Source organism: Streptomyces sp. NPDC044704, from assembly GCF_056433525.1.
On the sequence record NZ_JBWKGY010000003.1, the window covers coordinates 338,479 to 358,065 of the forward strand.

Sequence of the window (19,587 nt, forward strand, 5' to 3'; positions counted from 1 at the left end):
TGACGAGCGCAACACCCCCTTCGGGCGCTCCGCCCGCCCCACCCATTCCGTAGGTCGTAGCGACGGCGTGGCCGCCGTTTCCAAGGGTGGAGCGGGTTGCCACCCTCCCATCGCGCGAAACGGGACATTTCCCTCCCTCGGGTCCCGCTCGAAAGGCAGAGCGGGGTGGCGCGGAGCCCCGTAAGCTCCCGTCATGCAGGTGATCCAGTCAACGAAACTCGCCAATGTCTGCTACGAGATCCGCGGACCCGTCCTCGAAGAGGCGATGCGGCTCGAAGCGGCAGGTCATCGCATCCTCAAGCTGAACACCGGCAACCCCGCGGCCTTCGGCTTCGAGTGCCCGCCGGAGATCCTTGAGGACATGCTCCGCAACCTGGGCACCGCCCACGGCTACGGGGACGCGAAGGGGCTGCTCTCCGCGCGCCGCGCGGTCATGCAGCACTACCAGACCAAGGGCATCGAGCTGGACGTCGAGGACATCTACCTCGGCAACGGCGTCTCCGAGCTGATCCAGATGTCGATGCAGGCGCTACTCGACGACGGCGACGAGGTGCTGGTCCCCGCGCCGGACTACCCGCTGTGGACCGCCTCCGTCTCGCTGGCCGGCGGTACGGCCGTGCACTACCGCTGCGACGAGCAGTCCGACTGGATGCCGGACCTCGCCGACATCGAGCGCAAGATCACCGACCGCACCCGCGCGATCGTGATCATCAATCCGAACAACCCGACCGGCGCCGTCTACGACGACGAGATGCTGCGCGGGCTGACGGACATCGCCCGGCGCCACGACCTGGTCGTCTGCTCGGACGAGATCTACGACCGGATCCTCTACGACGGCACCACGCACACCAACACGGCCGCCATCGCCCCGGACCTGCTGACGCTCACCTTCAACGGGCTGTCGAAGAACTACCGCGTCGCCGGCTTCCGGTCCGGCTGGCTGGCGGTCTGCGGGCCGAAGAAGCACGCCTCCTCGTACATCGAGGGCCTCACGATCCTCGCGAACATGCGCCTGTGCGCGAACATGCCCTCGCAGCACGCCGTGGCCACCGCCCTCGGCGGCCGGCAGTCGATCGAGGACCTGGTCCTGCCGGGCGGGCGGATCCTGGAGCAGCGCAACGTCGCCTACGACCTGCTGACCCAGATCCCGGGCGTGACGTGCGTGAAGCCGAAGGGCGCGCTGTACGCCTTCCCGCGGCTCGACCCGTCCGTCTACAAGATCAAGGACGACCGGCAGATGGTCCTGGACCTGCTCCGGGCCGAGAAGATCATGGTCGTGCACGGTACGGGCTTCAACTGGCCGGAGCCGGACCACTTCCGGATCGTGACGCTGCCGAACGCCAAGGACCTGGCGGACGCGGTGACCCGGATCGGGAACTTCCTGGACGGGTACGGCCAGCCGTAGCGGGCCGCCCGGGACCACAGTTCCGGATTCAGCTCAACTTTAGACGGGATCCAATGTAGGATGGTCTCCTGACCACGCAGGAGGCCTCCTCATGTACGAGCCGATCCGCACGAAGCCGGTCGTCCACCGCATGGGCGGCAACCGGACCGACTACCCGCACAGCAGTCGCGGCGAAGCCCTCGACACGCAGCTGGCCGGACACCTCTCCGCGCTGCTCGCCGTCACCGACGAGCTCGGGCTCGACGAGAGCGCCGCGCGCATCGCCGACCAGGTGGCCCGGCTGCGCGGGTCCCGGCCCACCCGGGCCGCTCACGGCCCCGCCGCCGACACCGCCGCGCTGCACCGCCGGGCCCACGACCTCGCCGCCCGCGCCCTCGTCGTCGCCGCGTCCCGCGCCGACACCGCCGCCGCGATCCTCGCCGCCCAGCAGATGGACGCGCACGCCGCCGCCCTCGACTCCGTCGACCTGGCCGGCGCCCACTGACGGCCCCGGTCCGGGGCCGCGGAGGCTCCGGACCGGGCGCCACGAATCCCCGCGGCCCAGCCGCGGCACGCTTCCAGGGCCCGTCCCCCTTCCGGGGTTACCGGAAGGGGGGCGGGTCTTTCGTGTGCCGGGGGCGGGGTCAGGGAGCGGTGAGTTCGGGCGGGAGGGTCGGCGGGTTGCCCTGCGTCCAGGTGATGGTCAGGTCCGCGCGGTGGAGCCGCCAGCCGGCGCCGGTGCGCAGCAGTTCGTTGTCCGTGCGGCCGCCGGAGAGGAACAGCCCTCCGTCACCGGCGAGTACGTGGGTGCTGAGCTGGTTGCCGCGCAGGGTCGCGCGGTCGCCGTCCACCTCGATGACGTAGTTGGATCCGAAGTGCACGGTCCGGTCGAAGAGGCTCAGGGCGGTGCGGACGTTGTCGAGGACGGCCTCGCGTCCCCGCACGTGTCCCGCGGGGGTTTCGGTGCTGGCGTCCTCGGTGAAGTACGCCGCCGCCCACGACCCGTCGAACTTCCGGTCGTCGAGGGAACGGAGATAGCGGTCGAACAGGTCGGCGATCTCGGCGCGGTCGGTCAGGGCCTGGATTTCCGTGTACAAGGTCTGGCTGTCCATGCACGCGATCCTGCTGCCTGGAGCGCGGCCGGGGCCGGACGACAACCGGAATATGTCACAAGGCCCCACGGGACCAGCCGAACCAGCGGCACCAGCAGGACTAGCGGGACTCCGGGGCGGGTTCCGCCGCCGCGACTCCGCACCAGGGGACCGTGGCCGGGGGCCAGACCGGGCCGAGGGCTTCGCCGCGTTCCGTGGCGCCGGGGGCCACGCCGGGGATCTTCACCAGGGCCTGGGCCGCCCGGCCGCCGGCTTCCTCGCGGTCGCGGAACTCCACCGTGACGACGTAGCTCCCCGGCCCGGCGTCCGGGCGGCCCGTCACCTCGACGACGCCGACCACCCGCCGGCTCACCGGATCGACGCGGCACGCGGTGACCCGTACGTCCTGGACCACGGGGCCCGGCGGGGGCGCGGCGGGATCCCGGTCCCCGCCGCTGGCCCACACGTACAGCCCCAGCGGGGCGAACACCAGCAGACCGGCCAGCCCCACCAGGCCGACGAGCCAGCCCTGCCACTTCAATGCCGTCGCACCCATGGGACGATCCTCCCGCCGCCCCGCCCGGCCCACCAGCACCCACGGGCCCACACAGCATTTCGAAGTGGGACCGCCTGGACACCCGACGTTCACTCAACCCGTCGCGGAATGTGGGTTTCCGCGAGCACGCTGCACCCGTGAGACGCATCCTGGGAATCGCTCTGGCGGTCCTCCTGATCGGCGGCGTGATCGCCGTCATCGTCATCGGGAGCCGCGAAGCAGAGGGCACGGCAACGAAGACCGTGCGTGGCGTCATCGGATCGGAGAAGTCCGACTTCTTCCGCGACCCTGACGTCGTCAAGGCCCTTGCCGACAAGGGCTACACCGTGAAGGCGGAGACTTCGGGCTCCTGGGCGATGGACCAACTCGCCCTCAAGGAATTCGACTTCGCCTTCCCCAGCAGCAGTGAACCCGCGCAGGAAATCGAGGCCGCGGCCGGGGTCAAGGGCGCGCAGACGACCCGGCCCTTCTTCTCCCCGCTCGTCGTCATCGCCCGGGCCGACGCCGCCCGGGTGCTCGCCGACAACGGGCTCGCGAAGATGACCGGGAAGAACTCCGGCACGCTCCTGATGGGCCCGTACCTGAAGGCCGCCGGTGAGGACCGGACCTGGCAGCAGCTGCCCGGTTCCGCCGCCCACGCGGAGCTGACCGGCACGGTGTTCATCAAGACCACCGACCCCGCCACCTCGAACTCCGGCGCCCTGTTCATCGCCGCCACCTCCAACGTCGCCAACGGCAACAGTGTGGTCGCCGACGACGCGGGGATCGCCCGGACCGCACCGCTGCTGCGCAAGCTGATCTCCGTACAGGGCGCGCTGGAGCAGAGCACCGACGACCCCTTCCGGGCGTTCATCAGCGGCAGCGGCGAACCGCTGATCCTGGCGTACGAATCGCAGGTGGCCTCGCTGCTGCTGCAGAAGCAGGCGGTGGGGGGAGCCGCCGACATGGTCGTGCTCTACCCGGACACCACCGTCAACTCCCCGCACACCTTCGTGCCGATCAGCGAGGGGGCCCGGGAGCTCGGCACGCTCCTGGCCACCGACCCGAAGCTGCGCGGGCTGACGGTGCGCCACGGTTTCCGCCCGCAGGAGGGCGTGGCCGAGTTCACCGCGGCGACCGCGCCGCACTCCGGCTACCTCAACCCGGGGCTGACCGGCATCCGGCAGGTCGGCGCACCGACCGTCAAGGTCCTGATGGCGCTGGCCGCCCGCGCCAAGGGCCAGGGGGACACGCCATGACACTGACACCGCCCGAGAACGGCCCGCTCGTCCTCACCGCGCCCGGGCCCGTCGCCCCCGTCCGCCGGGAACAGGCGGCCGGCCTCGTCCCGTTGCAGGACGGCGTCCGCGAGGAGATGACCCGCCGGGCCGGGGAGTACGTCGGTTCGCTCGCCGCGATCGACGCCCGCTCCCCCGAGTTCGCGCAACGGATCGGGGAGATCGCCGGCCTCGGCTCCGTCGACGTCCGCAGCGCCGCGCAGCAGTCGAACCGGATGCTGGAGCGGGCCGTGCGCTCGCTCGGTTCGGACGGCGGCGGCGACGCCCAGGCCCGGGTCGCGTCTTCCTTGGTGGAGCTGCGCCGCACCGTGGAGGACCTCGACCCGCGGGACGCGCCCGCGAAGGGGGCCCGCCGGCTGCTGTCGCGGCTGCCGGGCGGCAACAGGCTGCGGGACCACGTGGCCCGGTACGCCTCCTCGCAGGCGACGCTCAACCGGATCGTCGGGGCGCTGCGCGGCGGTCAGGACGAGCTGCGCCGTGACAACGCGGCCCTGCACACGGAGCGGGCCCGGCTCTGGGAGACGATGGGCAAGCTCCAGGAGTACGCGGTGCTCACCGAGGCCCTGGACGCGGCCGTCGAGCAGCGGATCGCCGAGGCCGGGCACACGGATCCGCAGGCGGCCGACGTGCTGCGGGCGGACGTGCTGTTCCCGGTGCGGCAGAAGCACCAGGACCTGCTGACCCAGCTGGCGGTGTGCGCGCAGGGCTATCTGGCGATGGACGTGGTGCGGCGCAACAACGACGAGCTGATCAAGGGCGTGGACCGGGCCGCGACGACGACCGTCTCGGCGCTGCGGATCGCGGTGATGCTGGCTTCGGCGCTGGACCACCAGCGCCAGGTCACCGAGCAGGTCAACGCGCTGCGGGGGACCACCGAGGACCTGATCCGGGGCAACGCGGAGATGCTGGCGACGCAGAGCGGGGAGATCCAGCGGATCGCGGCGGATCCGGCGGTCGGGGCGGAGACGCTGCGGACGGCCTTCGCGCAGATCTACAAGACGCTCGACGCGATCGACTCCTTCAAGGTGCAGGCGACCGAGAACATGGCCGCGACGGTGGAGTCCCTGACCGGGGAGCTGCGGTCGGCGTCGGCGTACCTGTCCCGTACCCGTACGACGAGCGCCCTGGAAGGCGGAGAACGATGAGCCCCCGAGCGGGACACCTGCGCGCGGCGCGCCTGCGCGGACGGCTGGCGGCGGCGGTGGCGCTCGCGGCGGCCCTGCTGGGGGCCTCGGCCTGTACCTCCGGGGATTCCTCCGGGGGGCCGGGCGGGTCCGGGGGGCCGCAGCGGACGGAGTACAAGGAGGGCCGGCTGCGGGTGCTGGCGTCCAGTGAGCTCGGTGACATGGAGCCGGTGCTGAAGGCGGCGAAGGCCGCGACCGGGGTGTCGGTGGAGTTCACCTGGTCGGGGACCCTCGACGCGGTCGAGCAGGTCGCGTCGGGGAAGGCGGACGGGCGGTACGACGCGATCTGGCTGTCGTCCAACGACTACCTGCGGCTGCGGCCGGAGGCGGCCGCGAAGCTCGCCAACGAGACGCCGGTGATGTCCTCGCCGGTGGCGGTCGGGGTGAAGCCGCAGGCGCTGGCCCGGCTGGGGTGGAAGCCGCAGGAGGTGACCTGGTCGGCGGTCGAGGAGGCGGTGGCCGCCGGGAAGCTGACGTACGGGATGACGGATCCGGTGCGTTCCAACTCCGGTTTCTCCGCGCTGGTGTCGGTGGCTTCCGGGCTGTCGGGGGCGCAGGCGGCGCTGACGGAGGAGAACGTGCGGGCGGCGCGGCCGCGGCTGAAGGGGTTCTTCAACGGGCAGAAGCTGACGTCGGGTTCCTCGGGCTGGCTGGTGACGGCCTACCGGAAGCGCGACGACGTGGACGCGCTGGTGAACTACGAGTCGGTGCTGATGTCCATGAACGACCGGGCCAAGGAGCCGCTGACGGTGATCCGGCCGAAGGACGGGGTGGTCACGGCGCACTATCCGCTGACGCTGCTGACCTCGGCCCCGGAGGGGGCTCGGGAGTCGGGCCGGGCGCTGACGGAGTACCTGCGGGGTGCCGGGGCGCAGAAGGCGATCACCGAGGGGACGTTCCGGCGTCCGGTGGCGGCCGGGGTGGCTCCGGCGGCGGGGCTGGACGCCTCGGTGCGGCGGGAGCTGCCCTTCCCCGGTTCGCGGGCGGTCGCGGACGGGCTGCTGGCCTCGTACGAGAACGAGCTGCGGCGGCCGTCGCGGACGGTGTACGTACTGGACACCTCGGGGTCGATGGCGGAGGGTGACCGGATCGGGCGGCTGAAGTCGGCGCTCACCGACCTTACGGGGACGGGTAGTTCGGGAACCGGGGAGAGATTCCGGGACCGCGAGGAGGTGACGCTGCTGCCCTTCGGTGACAAGGTGAAGAAGGTGTTGACGCACGTCGTCGAGCCGGGTGGTCCGGGGGCTTCCCTGGAGGCGATCCGCGGTGACGTGGCGTCCCTCCGGCCGGAGGGGGGCACGGCCGTGTACGGCAGTCTGAAGGCCGCGTACCAGCACCTGGGGCAGGGGAACGCGGACGCGTTCACCTCGATCGTCCTGATGACGGACGGGCAGAGCGGGGACAAGGTGCAGGACTTCGACTCCTTCTACGCCGGGCTTCCGGAAGGCCAGCGGCACACGCCGGTCTTCGCGGTGCTGTTCGGCGACTCGGACCGCAAGGAACTGACCCACATCACGGAGCTGACCGGCGGGCGGCTGTTCGACGCGACCGACGGGAACGGCTCGCTCGACGGTGCCTTCGAGGAGATCCGTGGCTACCAGTAGGGTCCTCGGCTACCTGGAGTCGAAGAAGAACCTGGCCGGTTCGGCCTGCGGGGTGCTGGGGGTGGGGCTCGCCCTGGCCGGGGCGGCCGGCGCGTACTGGCCGGTGGTGGTCGCCGGGCTGTACGGGGCGGGGGCCCTGATCGCCCCGCCGGAGCGGGTGCCGCTGCCGCCGGTCCCGGATCCGGCCGAGCAGCTGGGGGTGCTGCGGGAGGACTTCGGGCGGCTGCGGGAGTACCTGGCGGAGGTCGAGCTGCCGGCGGAGGCCGGGGCGAAGCTGGGCGAGCTGACGGAGCTGTACGGGGCGCTGCTGGCGCCGGGGTGGGTGACCGACGTGCTGGCGGGTGATCCGGAGGCGGTGCACGCGCTGTCGCGGGCGATCCGCGGGGACGTGCCGGAGTGCGTGGACACGTACAGCCGGACGCGGTGGTGGACGCGGCTGGCGGCGGGCGGCGAGCCGCCGGAACGGCATCTGGAGCGGCAGGTGTCGGTGCTGTACGACGAGGCGGAACGCCTGACGGCGGACCTCCGCGAAGCAGAGGCCCGCCGTCAGCAGACGCACACGACCTATCTGGAAGAGCGCGGACGCTCCTGACAGACCAGACGGGTCGGTGTGCAGCGGTGGGAACCGCTTGGTCGGGGGCTCCCACGTTCGTCGGCCCCGGCAGTGGCGGGGCGGGCGGGTCAGCCCAGGCGCTCGACGAGCGCGTGGTACTGGTCCCACAGTTCCTTCGGGGTGTGGTCGCCGTAGGTGTTCAGGTGCTCGGGGACCAGGGCGGCCTCCTCGCGCCAGACCTCCTTGTCGACGGTGAGGAGGAAGTCGAGGTCGGCGGCCGGCAGGTCCAGGCCGTCGAGGTCGAGGGAGTCCTTGGTCGGCAGGATGCCGATGGGGGTCTCGACGCCTTCGGCGGTGCCTTCGAGGCGGCCGACGATCCACTTCAGGACGCGGCTGTTCTCGCCGAAGCCGGGCCACACGAACTTGCCCGCGTCGTTCTTGCGGAACCAGTTCACGTAGTAGATCTTCGGGAGCTTGGCCTGGTCCTTGTCGGCGGCGACCTTCACCCAGTGGGCCATGTAGTCGCCCATGTTGTAGCCGCAGAACGGCAGCATGGCGAAGGGGTCGCGGCGCAGTTCGCCGACCTTGCCCTCGGCGGCGGCGGTCTTCTCGGAGGCGATGTTCGAGCCGATGAAGACGCCGTGGTTCCAGTCGAAGGACTCGGTGACCAGCGGGACGGCGGAGGCGCGGCGGCCGCCGAAGAGGATCGCGGAGATCGGGACGCCCTTGGGGTCCTCCCACTCGGGGGCGATCGTCGGGCACTGGGAGGCCGGGACGGCGAAGCGGGCGTTGGGGTGGGCCGCCGGGGTCGGGGACTCAGGGGTCCAGTCGTTGCCCTTCCAGTCGGTGAGGTGGGCGGGCGACTCCTCGGTCATGCCCTCCCACCACACGTCGCCGTCGTCGGTGAGCGCGACGTTGGTGAAGACGGTGTTGGCGTACATCGTCTTCATGGCGTTGGCGTTGGTGTGCTCGCCGGTGCCGGGGGCGACGCCGAAGAAGCCGGCCTCGGGGTTGATCGCGTAGAGGCGGCCGTCCTCGCCGAAGCGCATCCAGGCGATGTCGTCACCGACGGTCTCGACGGTCCAGCCGGGGATCGTGGGCTCCAGCATGGCGAGGTTCGTCTTGCCGCAGGCGGAGGGGAAGGCGGCGGCGATGTACTTCGGGCCGGCGGCCTCGCCCTGCGGCGGGGTGAGCTTGAGGATCAGCATGTGCTCGGCGAGCCAGCCCTCGTCGCGGGCCATGACGGACGCGATGCGCAGGGCGTAGCACTTCTTGCCGAGGAGGGCGTTGCCGCCGTAGCCGGAGCCGTAGGACCAGATCTCGCGGGTCTCGGGGAAGTGCGAGATGTACTTGGTGGTGTTGCAGGGCCACGGCACGTCTTCCTGGCCCTCGGCGAGCGGAGCGCCGAGGGTGTGGACGGCCTTGACGAAGAAGCCGTCGGTGCCGAGTTCGTCGAGGACGGCCTTGCCCATGCGGGTCATGGTGCGCATGGCGACGGCGACGTAGGCGGAGTCGGTGATCTCGACGCCGATCGCGGAGAGCTCGGAGCCGAGGGGGCCCATGCAGAAGGGGACGACGTACATCGTGCGGCCCTTCATGGAGCCGCGGAAGATGCCCTGTTCGCCCGCGAAGATGTCCTTCATCTCCGCCGGGGCCTTCCAGTGGTTGGTCGGGCCCGCGTCCTCCTCCTTCTCGGAGCAGATGAAGGTCCGGTCCTCGACGCGCGCGACGTCGGAGGGGTCGGAGGCGGCGTAGTACGAGTTCGGGCGCTTGGTCTCGTCGAGCTTCGTGAACGTGCCCTTGGTGACGAGCTCCTCGCACAGGCGCTCGTACTCGGCCTCGGACCCGTCGCACCAGACGACGCGGTCCGGCTGGGTCAGGGCGGCGATCTCGTCCACCCAGGAGATCAGTTCCTGGTGAGTCGTCGGGATGGAAGTGGGAGCCGCGTTGTCGCGCGCCACGATTGCTCCTTGTTGAGGGGTTTGTTTGGTGTTGCCCCGTGGGGGCTGCGACCCGGACGCTTCGCGCTCCGCTCATCCGGTGCCGACCGCACTCATCTGATCATCCGGTGCATGTGCCCATATGTCCAGGGGGCCTCTCACGTGAGCATCGCCACGTCCGTCAATCTTCCGTAAAGAGGACTGACGGAAACCTACGGACCCGTAGGTAGCATGTTGGCCATGACTTCTGACGCCGCCGTCCCGGCCGCCGAGCCCGCTCCGGCCGTCAAGGCCGCCCCGGACTCGACGGCCTCCCCGGTCGCCCAGGCCGCGGAGGCCGTCGAGTCCGCCCTGGAAGCCAAGCCGCTGCTGCGCGGCTGGCTCCACCTGGGCATGTTCCCCGCCGTGATCGTCGCGGGCCTCGTACTGATGGCCTTCACCGACACGACCGAGGCGCGCGTCGCCTGCGGGGTGTACATCCTCACGGCCTGCCTGCTCTTCGGCGTCAGCGCCGTCTACCACCGCGGCACCTGGGGCCCGCGCGGCGAGGCCATCCTGCGCCGCCTCGACCACGCCAACATCTTCCTGATCATCGCGGGCACCTACACCCCGCTCACCGTCCTGCTGCTGCCCCCGTCCACCGGGCGGACCCTGCTGTGGGCGGTGTGGATCGCGGCCGCGGCCGGCATCGCCTTCCGCGTCTTCTGGGTCGGCGCCCCGCGCTGGCTCTACACCCCCTGCTACATCGCCATGGGCTGGGCCGCCGTCTTCTTCCTCCCGGACTTCATGCGCACCGGCGGCATCGCCGTCCTCGTCCTGGTGATCGTGGGCGGGCTGCTCTACAGCGTCGGCGGCGTCATCTACGGCATGAAGCGCCCCAACCCCTCCCCGCGCTTCTTCGGCTTCCACGAGGTCTTCCACTCGCTGACCCTGGCCGCCTTCGTCGCCCACTACGTCGGCATCTCCCTGGCCGCCTACCAGCACTGACGCCCGACGGCGCGTACGACTCCGGCCCCCGGCAGCACGCCGGGGGCCGGAGCCGTTCAGCAGGTGTGACCGTCCCCGTCCTGGTCGAGGCGCAGCGGGTCGCTGCCGTTGACCTTCATGCGTTTCGGGTACCGGTGGGAGGCCAGCCACTCGCAGCGGGCCTTCGTCGTCGGTTTCACCTCCGCCGGGAACCGGGTCGGTACGCACACACTGGCCGTTCCGTAGTGCCGGTCGCAGCCGGCCACGCTCGGCGCGACGGGCACCGAGTCCCGCCGGGCGGGGTTCTTCTTCGGGGCGCCGAGCTCGTTCGCGAAGGTGTGCTCGTGCGCGGCGGGCTGTTCCCCGCGGGCCGCGAGCGCCGGGGCGCCGCCCAGGTGGACCCAGGTCGCCACCGAGGGGACGCCGGCCGCGTCGACGCCGAAGAGCATGTACCAGCCGGGCGGCGCCAGGTTGGGGTTGCTGGTGACGTTGAGGTCGACGGTGGTGCCGTTGACCACGGTCATGGGCAGGTCCACGAACCGCTGGTTCGGGTCGGAGGAGTGGGTGACCGCGGCCGGGCGGATCAGTTCCGCCTTGGCGATGGGCCGGTCGACGGTGATCCGCTGCGTGTCCCCGTACACCCACTGCGTGTCGATCACCGAAGTGAGCCGCGGGCGCGGCCCCTTGAAGAGGTAGGGCGGGGTGTAGACCAAGACGGCGTGGTTGTACGTGCCGTTGCCGGGGTTGTCGCCGACGGACATGACGCGGCCGTCGGGCAGCAGGAACGCGCCCGAGTGGTACGTGCGCGGGATCGGGTCGGCGGCCAGGCCCGCCTGGTAGGTGTTGTTCGTGGGGTCGAAGAAGGAGGCCTCGAAGACCGGGTCGGCGCGGTCGTGGAGGCCGCCGCCGGTCTCCAGCACCTTCCCGTCGGGCAGCAGTACGGCGGACACGTACATCTTGCCTTCGGCTCCGGTCTGCGGGCGCTTGCCCGCGCCGGTGTCGACGAGGCCCTGCGGGAGGTCGGGGCCAGCGGTGTAGGCGGGAGCGGGCTGTTTGAGGTCAATGATGTCGGTGAGCCGGTTGGCGGCCGGGTTGGTCTCGTTGTTGCCGCCGCCGACGGTGAGGACCCGCTGGTCCTGGGCGGGGGGCAGCAGGACGCTCGCCGACTCGTCGCGCTGGTCCTTGTTGCGCAGGCCGGGCACGTCGGTGATGGTGTTGGCGTCGTAGTCGTAGACGGAGGCGCCGGTGCCGGGGGTGCCGTTGCCGAAGGTGTGGCTGCCCGAGTAGAAGAGCCGGCCGTCCTGCATGAGGATCATCGACGGGTACAGGCCCCAGTACGACCAGGTCTGGTTGACCTGGTTCATCGGCAGCCACTTGTGCTGCGCGGCCGAGAACTTCTCCGCGGTGACGTTGCCCGTGGAGTCCTCCTTGAGGCCGCCGAAGGAGATGACGTCACCGTTGCCGAGGACGGTGGCGGACGGGTACCAGTGGCCGCCGTTCATGTCGTTGGTCTTCGTGTACTGCTCGGTCGCCGGGTCGAAGACGTAGCTGTCCTTCAGGCCCTGGTAGCCGACCGTGCCGTCCGCGGAGGGGTAGCCCTTGTTGCCGCTCATCACGAGCACCCGGCCGTCCGACAGCTGCACGTGCCCGGAGCAGAACATGTCCACGGGCGTCGGGACGGTCTTGAAGGTGCCGGCCACCGGGTCGTACACGGCGGAGGTGAAGGTCCCCGCGTTGAACTGGGCGATGTCGTTGCCGGAGCCCGCGATCAGCAGCACCTTGCCGTTCTTCAGGACGACGGCGTGCATCGAACGCACCGGGTTCTGCGCCGGTATCACCTCCCACGCGCCCTTCGCGCACTGCTCGGCCGTCCCCGTACAGGCCGGCTGGGGCGGGACGGCGCCGACCTCCTCCAGCGCGTAGTCGTCGGTGGTCAGGGAGCCCACCCCGTACACGGACAGCCCCCACGCGATCTTGTCGGTGTTCGGCGGGACGGCGGGCGTACGGACCTCCGTGCGCGCCCACGCGGCGCTGACCGGCGGATTCTGCAGGTCGGTCCAGTACTGCCAGCCGGCGGTGGTGTCGTGCCGGAAGACGGTCACCGACACGTCCGGGGTGTTCGACTTGTACCAGGCGGACAGGTCGTACTGGCGGCCCGGCACGACGGTGGGGGCGCAGGTGGTGTTCTCGGTGACCAGCGCCTTGCGGTCGCCGTCCACGCGGCGGGTGAGGGAGACCTTCATCGCCTTGGTACCGGTGTGCGCGTCGGCGACGGTGGCGAAGGTGAAGTCGTTGTCGCCCCAGCCCGATTTGGACCAGCAGGACGGCATGTCGGAGCCGGCCGCGCCGGCCGTCTCGAACCCGGGATTGCTGAGCAGGTTGGGCGGTCCGGCCGTGGCCTGCTGCGGTGCGGTGAGCAGCAGGCCCGCGGTCATCGCCCCGACGGCGAGCAGGGCGGCCCGGCGCCCTGCCCTCCGGCGGATCTTCCTTCGCATGAGGGGTGTCCTTTCGGTGCGGCTCAGCTCCTGGTGACGGTCGCCGCGCGGGAGCCGCGCGGCAGGTAGACGAGCGCTTCGGTGGCGGCGAAGCGCAGGACGAAGGTGGTGACGAGGGCCAGGGCGGTGGCGGGCAGGACGTCCAGGCCGAGCCGTCCGACGAAGAGCGCGATCAGCGGGATGCGCAGCAGCAGGTCGGCGTTGGCGAGGAGCGCGAAGCGGCCGAGCCGGTCGGCCCAGTGGCGGTGGCGGCGGTCGCGGAAGAGGAGCTGTTCGATGAGGAGGAAGTTCCACAGGACCCCGGCCTGGTTGGCGACGATCTCGGCCGGGAGGTAGTGCATCCCGGCGTGGGTCAGCAGCCACAGCGCGAGCAGGTTGGGGACGAACCCGGAGAGCCCGATCAGACCGAAGCCGATCATCCGGGCGAGCGGGGCCGCCGAGCGCAGGGCGGCCAGGTGCGTGAGGAACCGCAGGCCCTCGCGGGCGGTGGACTTGGACTCCCCCGCGTACCGGTCCTGGAACACGAAGGGCACCTCGGCGGTCCGTGCCGGGCGGCAGCGGACGGCGAGCTCCAGCAGGATCTTGTAGCCGAGGGGGCGCAGGGCGTCGGCGGTCACGGCCGTGCGGCGCATCGCGAAGAAGCCGCTCATGGGGTCGCTGATCCCGTGCAGGGCGCGCGGGAAGAGGCCCTTGGCCAGCCACGTCGCGCCCCGGGACACGGCGACGCGGTAGCCGCCGGCGAGCCCGGCCCGGCTGCCGCCGCTGATGTAGCGGGAGGCGACGACGAGGTCGGCGCCGGTGCGGGTGCCCTCGCCGACGAGTTCGGGGACCAGGTGCGGCGGGTGCTGGAGGTCGGCGTCCATGACGACGATCCAGTCCGAGCCGGCCCGTTGGATCCCTTCGACGACGGCTCCGCCGAGGCCGCCGTCCGGGCGCTCGCGGTGCAGGACGGTGACGGGGAAGGGACAGCCGGCGGCGGCCTTCTCGATGACGGCGGGGGTGTCGTCGGTGGAGTCGTCGACGAACAGCACCTCGCAGGGCGGACGGGCGGGCAGGGAGGCCGTGAGTCGTCTCAGGAGTTCCGCGACGTTCCCGGACTCGTTGAACGTCGGGATGATCAGGGTGACGCTGCCGGTCCCGCACGCCCGTGGGGCCGGGGCCTCCGCGTCATCCGGAACGTGCGGGGCGTCCAGGGCGTGCGGGGGCCACAGGTCCTCGCTCATGGTGGTTCAGCTCCCACTCTCGCGGTCGGTGCGACGGATCTCGATGCGGTCCTCGCCCGTACCGAAGACGGCCACCGCGGTCGAGTGCTCCAGTGCAGCCTTCACGGTGGGCAGGTCCGTGGCGTCACGACGCACGGTCGGCGAGGAGACGACGTAGTCGATGTCCCGCCAGCCGCGCGGCAGGGTCTTGGTAACGGCCGGGTCGAGGTCCGCCTTGTAGAACCAGATGGCGCCCGGTCCGGGTTCAAATCCGTGGTGAACAGCGTCGAGCCAGAGCGCGTCGTCGACGAGGACGCGGGTGTTCGCCGGGTCGGCGACCTCGCTGCCGAGCCAGGCGGCGGCCTGCCGGTAGGGGGCGTTGGCGTCGACGGTCAGCGCGGTGCGGTTGCCCTCGTACCAGCGCGGCAGGACGTAGAGCGCCGCGGCCGCGGCGAGTACGCCGACCAGCGCCCGGCGCGCGTACACCCGTGCCCGCCGCTCGCCGGGTGCGCGGCGGCGGCGCAGGACGGCGTGGGTGACGCTGGCCGCGGCGGCGGCGAGGACCAGGGCGAGGAACGGCAGGGCCTGGATCACGTACATCGCGGGCAGGTAGCCCGAGGGCCGCATCGCGACGGCCGCGAGGATCACGGCGGCCAGGGCGGGGCCGGCCAGCGCGCGGGCGGTGACCGACCAGCGGGTGGTGACCAGCAGCAGGACCGCGCCGGCCAGTCCGCCGAGCGGCAGGACGGTGTCGTAGTAGAGCCAGGACCGGAAGACGCCGTGCGCACCGGAACCGGGGTCGAGGATGAAGCCGGAGCCGGGGCGGCCCATCTGGTAGGTGATGCCGTCGATCAGGGAGACGTGCCCGGCGCCGGGCAGCAGCTCGCCGTTGAGGAGGGCGAACAGCGGGTACGAGAGCCCTATCAGGGCGCAGGCGGTGATCGCTCCGGTGACGGCGAACTTACGGGTGTCGCGGTGGCTGTGACGCCACATCGTCACCAGCAGCGCCGGGAGCACCACCAGCATCGTCTCCTTGGTCAGGACTGCGGTGGCGGCCGCCAGTCCCGACCCGAAGTGGTGCCACAGGTGGCGGCTGGGGGACGCGGCGAGGCAGAAGGCCAGCAGCATCCACAGGACGGCGAGGTTGTCGAGGAAGATCTCCCGCTGGAGCACCACGGAGAGCGGGGACAGCCCGAACAGCCCCATCGCCAGTCCGGCCGCCCAGCGCGGCAGCCACAGGCGGCGGGCGAGGACGTAGATCAGCACGGAGCTCGCCGCGGAGACGGCGAGCATCGAGAACCGCATCGGCGCGACGGTCATCGACCCGGGGACGAAGAGGGACGGCAGGTAGGTCAGTCCCGCGACCTGGATCCAGCCCAGCGGCGGGTGGTCGTACCAGTACGTGTAGTGCGCGAGGCCCTCGCCCTGCTGGACGGCCCACGCCTGGGCGAGGTAAGTGCCCTCGTCGTCGCTCAGGGTCGGGAAGTTGGTGATGTTCCAGCCCTGGACGAGGACGATCGCCAGCAGCAGGGTCCCGCAGAGCAGCAGATCGGGCCGCGAGGAGCGGAAGCGGACGAGCGGGCGGGCCGGGGCGGGCGGCCGGACTCCCAGGCCGCCGCGGCTGCGCTGGGCGGGGACGCGCGGCGGGGCGGCGGTGGCGGTCGCGGTGGTCGTGGCGGAGGCGGTTCCGGGCGCGGGCGCGGTGCCGGCCGCGCCGGGCTGGGGATCAGTGGCCGTGGGCAGGGTGGCGGTCACTGGTGGCTGTCCTCTCGGATCGCGGTGGAAGCCGTCGCCCCGGTGAGGTGGGCGCCGGTGTGGCTGGTCAGTTCCCACTCGTTGCGGCCGCGCTGCTCGCGCCATACCGCGCGGATCGCGGCGCCGGCCAGCATCACCTGGTAGAACGGGCCGCCGACGACGAGCTTGAGGTAGTGCACGAACCGCACGCGCAGGCCGTACTGACGGCCGAAGTCGTGCAGGCCGACGATCTCGAACACGAAGGTCACCATCGCCGTGATCATGGGGAGGAAGGTGATGATGGCGACCCCGACCGGTACGTCGAGCAGGACGGCCACGGCGAAGTTCACCGGGATGATCACCCCGGAAGCCGCCTGCATGAACGGCGTCATCAGCGTGTAGCGGGCCAGCCAGCGCTGCCCGCGCCCGGGCAGCTGCTGCCAGTCCTTCTTCCGGTAGACCTGGAGGAAGCCCTGGTTCCAGCGGGTCCGCTGCTTGAGCAGGCTCATCAGCGAGCCCGGGGTCTCCTCCCGGGTGACCATGTCGGAGTCGTACGCGACGACGACCTTCTTGCCGACCGAGGACAGCCGCACGCCCAGGTCGCAGTCCTCGGCGAGGCAGTTCTGGTCCCAGCCCCCCGCCTCGCGCAGCACCTCGGTCCGCACGAAGACCGTGTTGCCGCCGAGCGGTATGAAGCCCTTCTCGGCGTGCAGGTGCAGCCGGGAACGGAACCAGAAGAAATACTCCAGGCAGTTGCGCAGGCTGTACCAGCTGGAGTGGAAGTTGATGAGCTGGACCCCGCCCTGGACCACGTCCGCCCCGGTGGCCCGGAAGGCGTGGTCCACGTGCGAGAGCAGCTCCGGATGGACCTGGTCCTCGGCGTCGAAGACGCCGACGACGTCGCCCCGGCAGTGCGGCAGGGCGGTGTTGAGGGCCTTCGGCTTGTTCTTCGTCTCGTGGTGGTCGACGACGACGCGCACGCGGCCCGGCGCCCCGGCCGCGGCCCGCTCGGCGACCGCCGCCGTCTCCGGGTCGTCGTGGCCGACGATCACGATGATCTCGTAGTCGGCGTGGCCCGATTCGAGCAGCCGGTCGATGGTGTGTTCCAGGACGGCCTGTTCGTGACGGGCCGGCAGCAGCAGCGAGAACGCCAGCCGGCCGCCGCCGTCGGGCCGGTCGAAGCGCGTAGAGGCCAGCGTTTCCGGCGTGCGCCACGCGTGCATCTGCCACCACAGGGTGAACGCGGCCATCCAGAAGAGCGCCAGTGAAATGGCAGAAATGAACACAGACGTGTACAAACTGTCCCCCACAGACATGCCGCAACCCCAGGCGGCGATCGGAACCCCCGGAGGCGACGCGCGGGCCCCCCGGCCCACCGCCTCCGCTTCCCCCTGTCGCGCACCCCCCAGTGCGCGGTCTCGGTTTCTCCCGAAGCCATGAGATTAGGCAGGGAAGATGAAGCGGAGGCACTGCCCAGATAAAAACCACGTTTCCGAGTTGATGTATGCCAACCGGAATTGACGGTACTCCGGGTACTTCAGGGACGAACCGTGCCCAACTGCTCGGCCAGCTCGACCGGTTCGGTCGTAGGCCGCGCGCAGACGAAGTGGCGGCACACGTACGCCGTCGGAAGGTCGTGCACCAGTGTGCGCTCGGCCAGAAGGGGGAACTCGCCTCCGCTGCCGTCCGCCGCGCGCGGCGGACCGACCGCCACCACCGCCCCGGGAGCCGTCCCCAGCAACGCCGTACGGTGCAGCGCGGCCCGGGCCGGATCCTCCGGATGACCCACGACGGCCACCTCGCGCGGCCCGTCGACGAGCGCCTCGGCGACCGCCAGACCGTGCCCGATGAAGCGCGGGGCGCGCGGCCCGAGCGCGTGCACCACCCCGAGCGCCCGCTCGGCCGCCGTGCGGTGGGGCTCCGAACCGGTGTGCGCGGCGTACGACAGCAGCGCCCCGGCGGCGGCCGTCCAGCCGGACGGCGCCGCCGTGTCGGTGGGATCCTGCGGCCGCCGGATGAGCTGCTCGGCGTCGTGCGCGGTGTCGTACAGCGAACCGTCCTCGGCGGTGAACCGGGCCATGACCAGGTCGACGAGGAAGCCGGCGAATTCCAGCCACACCCCCTCGCCCGTCACGGCGGCCAGCGCGAGGAAGCCCTCGGCGACGTCCCCGTAGTCCTCCAGCACCCCGGCGTTCGGACCGACCCGCCCGTCCCGGCTGGTGCGGGCCAGGCGGGCCTTGCCGTCCATGTGGACCCGTACGAGCAGGTCCGCGGCCTCGGTGGCCCGCTCGACCAGGTCCGGGCGCTCGAAGTACGCCCCGCACTCGGCGAGCGCGGCGATCGCGAGACCGTTCCAGGCGGCCACGACCTTGTCGTCCCGCCCGGGCGCGGGCCGGCCGGCGCGGGCGGCCAGCAGCCGCTCCTTGATCCCGGCGAGCCGCTCGGCGTCGAGGGCCGGGCCCTCCTGCGGCAGCTGGAGGACCGACGTCCCGTGTTCGAAGGTGCCCTCCTCGGTCACCCCGAAGTACGCCTGCGCCAGCGCCCCGTCCTCCGCGCCGAGCACCTCGGCCAGCTGCGCGGGCGTCCACGCGTAGTACGCCCCCTCGACGTGCTCGCCGCTGACCGGGTCCTCGCTGTCGGCGTCGAGGGCGGAGGCGAAACCGCCCTGGTCGGTGCGCAGTTCGCGGACCATGAAGTCGGCGGTCTCCAACGCGACCCGCCGGGCGAGATCGGACCCGGTGGCCCGCCACAGGTGTGCGTAGACCCGGCAGAGCAGCGCGTTGTCGTACAGCATCTTCTCGAAATGGGGCACGACCCACTCGCGGTCCACGGAGTACCGCGCGAACCCGCCGCCGAGCTGGTCGTAGATGCCGCCCCGGGCCATGGCCTCGCAGGTGTCGGCGGCCATCTGCAGGGCGCCCTCGGAACCCGTACGGGCGTGGTGGCGCAGCAGGAACTCCAGCACCATCGACGGCGGGAACTTCGGCGCGCCCCCGAACCCGCCGCGCGCGGCGTCGTAGTCGCGGGTCAGGCCGAGCAGGGCGTGCGCGAGCTCCTCGGGACCGGGCGTGCCGGCCTTCCCGTAGTCCAGCTGACGGCCGGCCAGGTCCCGTACGATCCGCTGCGCGACCTCGGCGACCTCCTCGGGCCGCCCGACCCACGCGGTCCGCACTCCTTCGAGCACCTGCATGAAGGAGGGCATCCCGTGGCGGGGCTCGGGCGGGAAGTAGGTGCCGAAGTAGAAGGGTTCGGCGTCGGCGGTGAGGAACACGGACATGGGCCAGCCGCCCTGCCCGGTCGCGGCCTGCACGGCTTCCATGTAGACGGCGTCGATGTCGGGGCGCTCTTCGCGGTCGACCTTGACGTTCACGAAGTGCTCGTTCATGTACGCGGCGGTCAGCTCGTCCTCGAAGCTTTCGGTGGCGAGAACATGACACCAGTGGCAGCTCGAATACCCGACGCTCAGGAACACGGGAACGCCCCGCTCCCGCGCCTCCGCAAAGGCCTCCGGCGACCACGGCCACCAGTCCACGGGGTTGCCGGCGTGCTGGAGCAGGTACGGCGAGGTCTCGTTCGCGAGGCGGTTCGGCATGGGCCCATC

15 protein-coding genes are annotated in these 19,587 nt (G+C 71.5%); 7 read left to right on the forward strand and 8 right to left on the reverse strand.

Annotated elements, in window-relative coordinates; translation table 11 throughout:
- The first annotated feature begins 193 nt into the window (after positions 1–193).
- A complete protein-coding gene (locus tag AC07B0_RS09060; RefSeq protein ID WP_356880530.1) occupies positions 194–1,405 on the forward strand; it encodes a pyridoxal phosphate-dependent aminotransferase in 1,212 nt (403 codons plus the stop codon).
- A gap of 91 nt (positions 1,406–1,496) precedes the next feature.
- Complete coding sequence (locus tag AC07B0_RS09065) at positions 1,497–1,889, forward strand: SCO4983 family protein (protein WP_467290078.1); 393 nt, start codon at positions 1,497–1,499, stop codon at positions 1,887–1,889.
- A 139-nt stretch (positions 1,890–2,028) separates the two neighbouring features.
- Here AC07B0_RS09065 and AC07B0_RS09070 read toward each other — a convergent pair whose 3' ends face one another.
- Together AC07B0_RS09070 and AC07B0_RS09075 are read right to left on the reverse strand one after the other, a co-directional pair.
- The gene (locus tag AC07B0_RS09070; RefSeq protein WP_469376556.1) at positions 2,029–2,496 is read right to left on the reverse strand and encodes a nuclear transport factor 2 family protein; all 468 of its coding nucleotides are present in this window, start codon (positions 2,494–2,496) and stop codon (positions 2,029–2,031) included.
- Between the two features lie 100 nt (positions 2,497–2,596).
- Positions 2,597–3,031, reverse strand: coding sequence for a hypothetical protein (locus tag AC07B0_RS09075; RefSeq protein WP_467290074.1), 435 nt, complete (start codon positions 3,029–3,031; stop codon positions 2,597–2,599).
- Between the two features lie 137 nt (positions 3,032–3,168).
- Here AC07B0_RS09075 and AC07B0_RS09080 point away from each other — a divergent pair, with 137 nt between their 5' ends.
- From AC07B0_RS09080 to AC07B0_RS09095, 4 genes are read left to right on the forward strand one after another with little or no spacing between them, the layout of a single operon-like run.
- Positions 3,169–4,269 carry a hypothetical protein gene (locus AC07B0_RS09080; protein ID WP_356880544.1) on the forward strand — a complete coding sequence of 367 codons (1,101 nt, stop codon included), beginning with the start codon at positions 3,169–3,171 and terminating at the stop codon, positions 4,267–4,269.
- Complete coding sequence (locus AC07B0_RS09085; protein WP_478897422.1) at positions 4,266–5,453, forward strand: toxic anion resistance protein; 1,188 nt, start codon at positions 4,266–4,268, stop codon at positions 5,451–5,453. Before AC07B0_RS09080 ends, AC07B0_RS09085 begins: the two co-directional genes overlap by 4 nt.
- Positions 5,450–7,096 carry a substrate-binding and vWA domain-containing protein gene (locus tag AC07B0_RS09090; protein WP_478897424.1) on the forward strand — a complete coding sequence of 549 codons (1,647 nt, stop codon included), beginning with the start codon at positions 5,450–5,452 and terminating at the stop codon, positions 7,094–7,096. The genes AC07B0_RS09085 and AC07B0_RS09090 overlap by 4 nt, the downstream gene beginning before the upstream one ends.
- Positions 7,083–7,688 carry a hypothetical protein gene (locus AC07B0_RS09095; RefSeq protein ID WP_356880550.1) on the forward strand — a complete coding sequence of 202 codons (606 nt, stop codon included), beginning with the start codon at positions 7,083–7,085 and terminating at the stop codon, positions 7,686–7,688. The genes AC07B0_RS09090 and AC07B0_RS09095 overlap by 14 nt, the downstream gene beginning before the upstream one ends.
- Positions 7,689–7,777: 89 nt before the next feature.
- Here the strand turns inward: AC07B0_RS09095 and AC07B0_RS09100 are convergent, their stop codons facing one another.
- Positions 7,778–9,610, reverse strand: coding sequence for a phosphoenolpyruvate carboxykinase (GTP) (locus AC07B0_RS09100; protein WP_469376551.1), 1,833 nt, complete (start codon positions 9,608–9,610; stop codon positions 7,778–7,780).
- A 219-nt stretch (positions 9,611–9,829) separates the two neighbouring features.
- Between AC07B0_RS09100 and trhA the strand changes: the two genes are divergently transcribed.
- Positions 9,830–10,576 (forward strand): PAQR family membrane homeostasis protein TrhA, encoded by a 747-nt coding sequence (trhA, locus tag AC07B0_RS09105; RefSeq protein ID WP_356880554.1) that lies wholly within the window; start codon positions 9,830–9,832, stop codon positions 10,574–10,576.
- A gap of 56 nt (positions 10,577–10,632) precedes the next feature.
- Here the strand turns inward: trhA and AC07B0_RS09110 are convergent, their stop codons facing one another.
- The 5 genes from AC07B0_RS09110 to AC07B0_RS09130 form a co-directional block, all read right to left on the reverse strand.
- Complete coding sequence (locus tag AC07B0_RS09110; RefSeq protein ID WP_478897426.1) at positions 10,633–13,050, reverse strand: galactose oxidase-like domain-containing protein; 2,418 nt, start codon at positions 13,048–13,050, stop codon at positions 10,633–10,635.
- Between the two features lie 23 nt (positions 13,051–13,073).
- Positions 13,074–14,273, reverse strand: coding sequence for a glycosyltransferase (locus AC07B0_RS09115; RefSeq protein WP_469376546.1), 1,200 nt, complete (start codon positions 14,271–14,273; stop codon positions 13,074–13,076).
- Between the two features lie 6 nt (positions 14,274–14,279).
- Positions 14,280–16,007, reverse strand: a complete 1,728-nt coding sequence (locus tag AC07B0_RS09120) for an ArnT family glycosyltransferase (RefSeq protein WP_478897428.1) — start codon at positions 16,005–16,007, stop codon at positions 14,280–14,282.
- Complete coding sequence (locus tag AC07B0_RS09125; protein ID WP_356880560.1) at positions 16,004–17,284, reverse strand: glycosyltransferase; 1,281 nt, start codon at positions 17,282–17,284, stop codon at positions 16,004–16,006. Before AC07B0_RS09125 ends, AC07B0_RS09120 begins: the two co-directional genes overlap by 4 nt.
- A 239-nt stretch (positions 17,285–17,523) precedes the next feature.
- Positions 17,524–19,578: a thioredoxin domain-containing protein gene (locus tag AC07B0_RS09130; RefSeq protein WP_478863406.1), complete on the reverse strand. Its 2,055-nt coding sequence runs from the start codon at positions 19,576–19,578 to the stop codon at positions 17,524–17,526.
- Between the last annotated feature and the right edge of the window lie 9 nt (positions 19,579–19,587).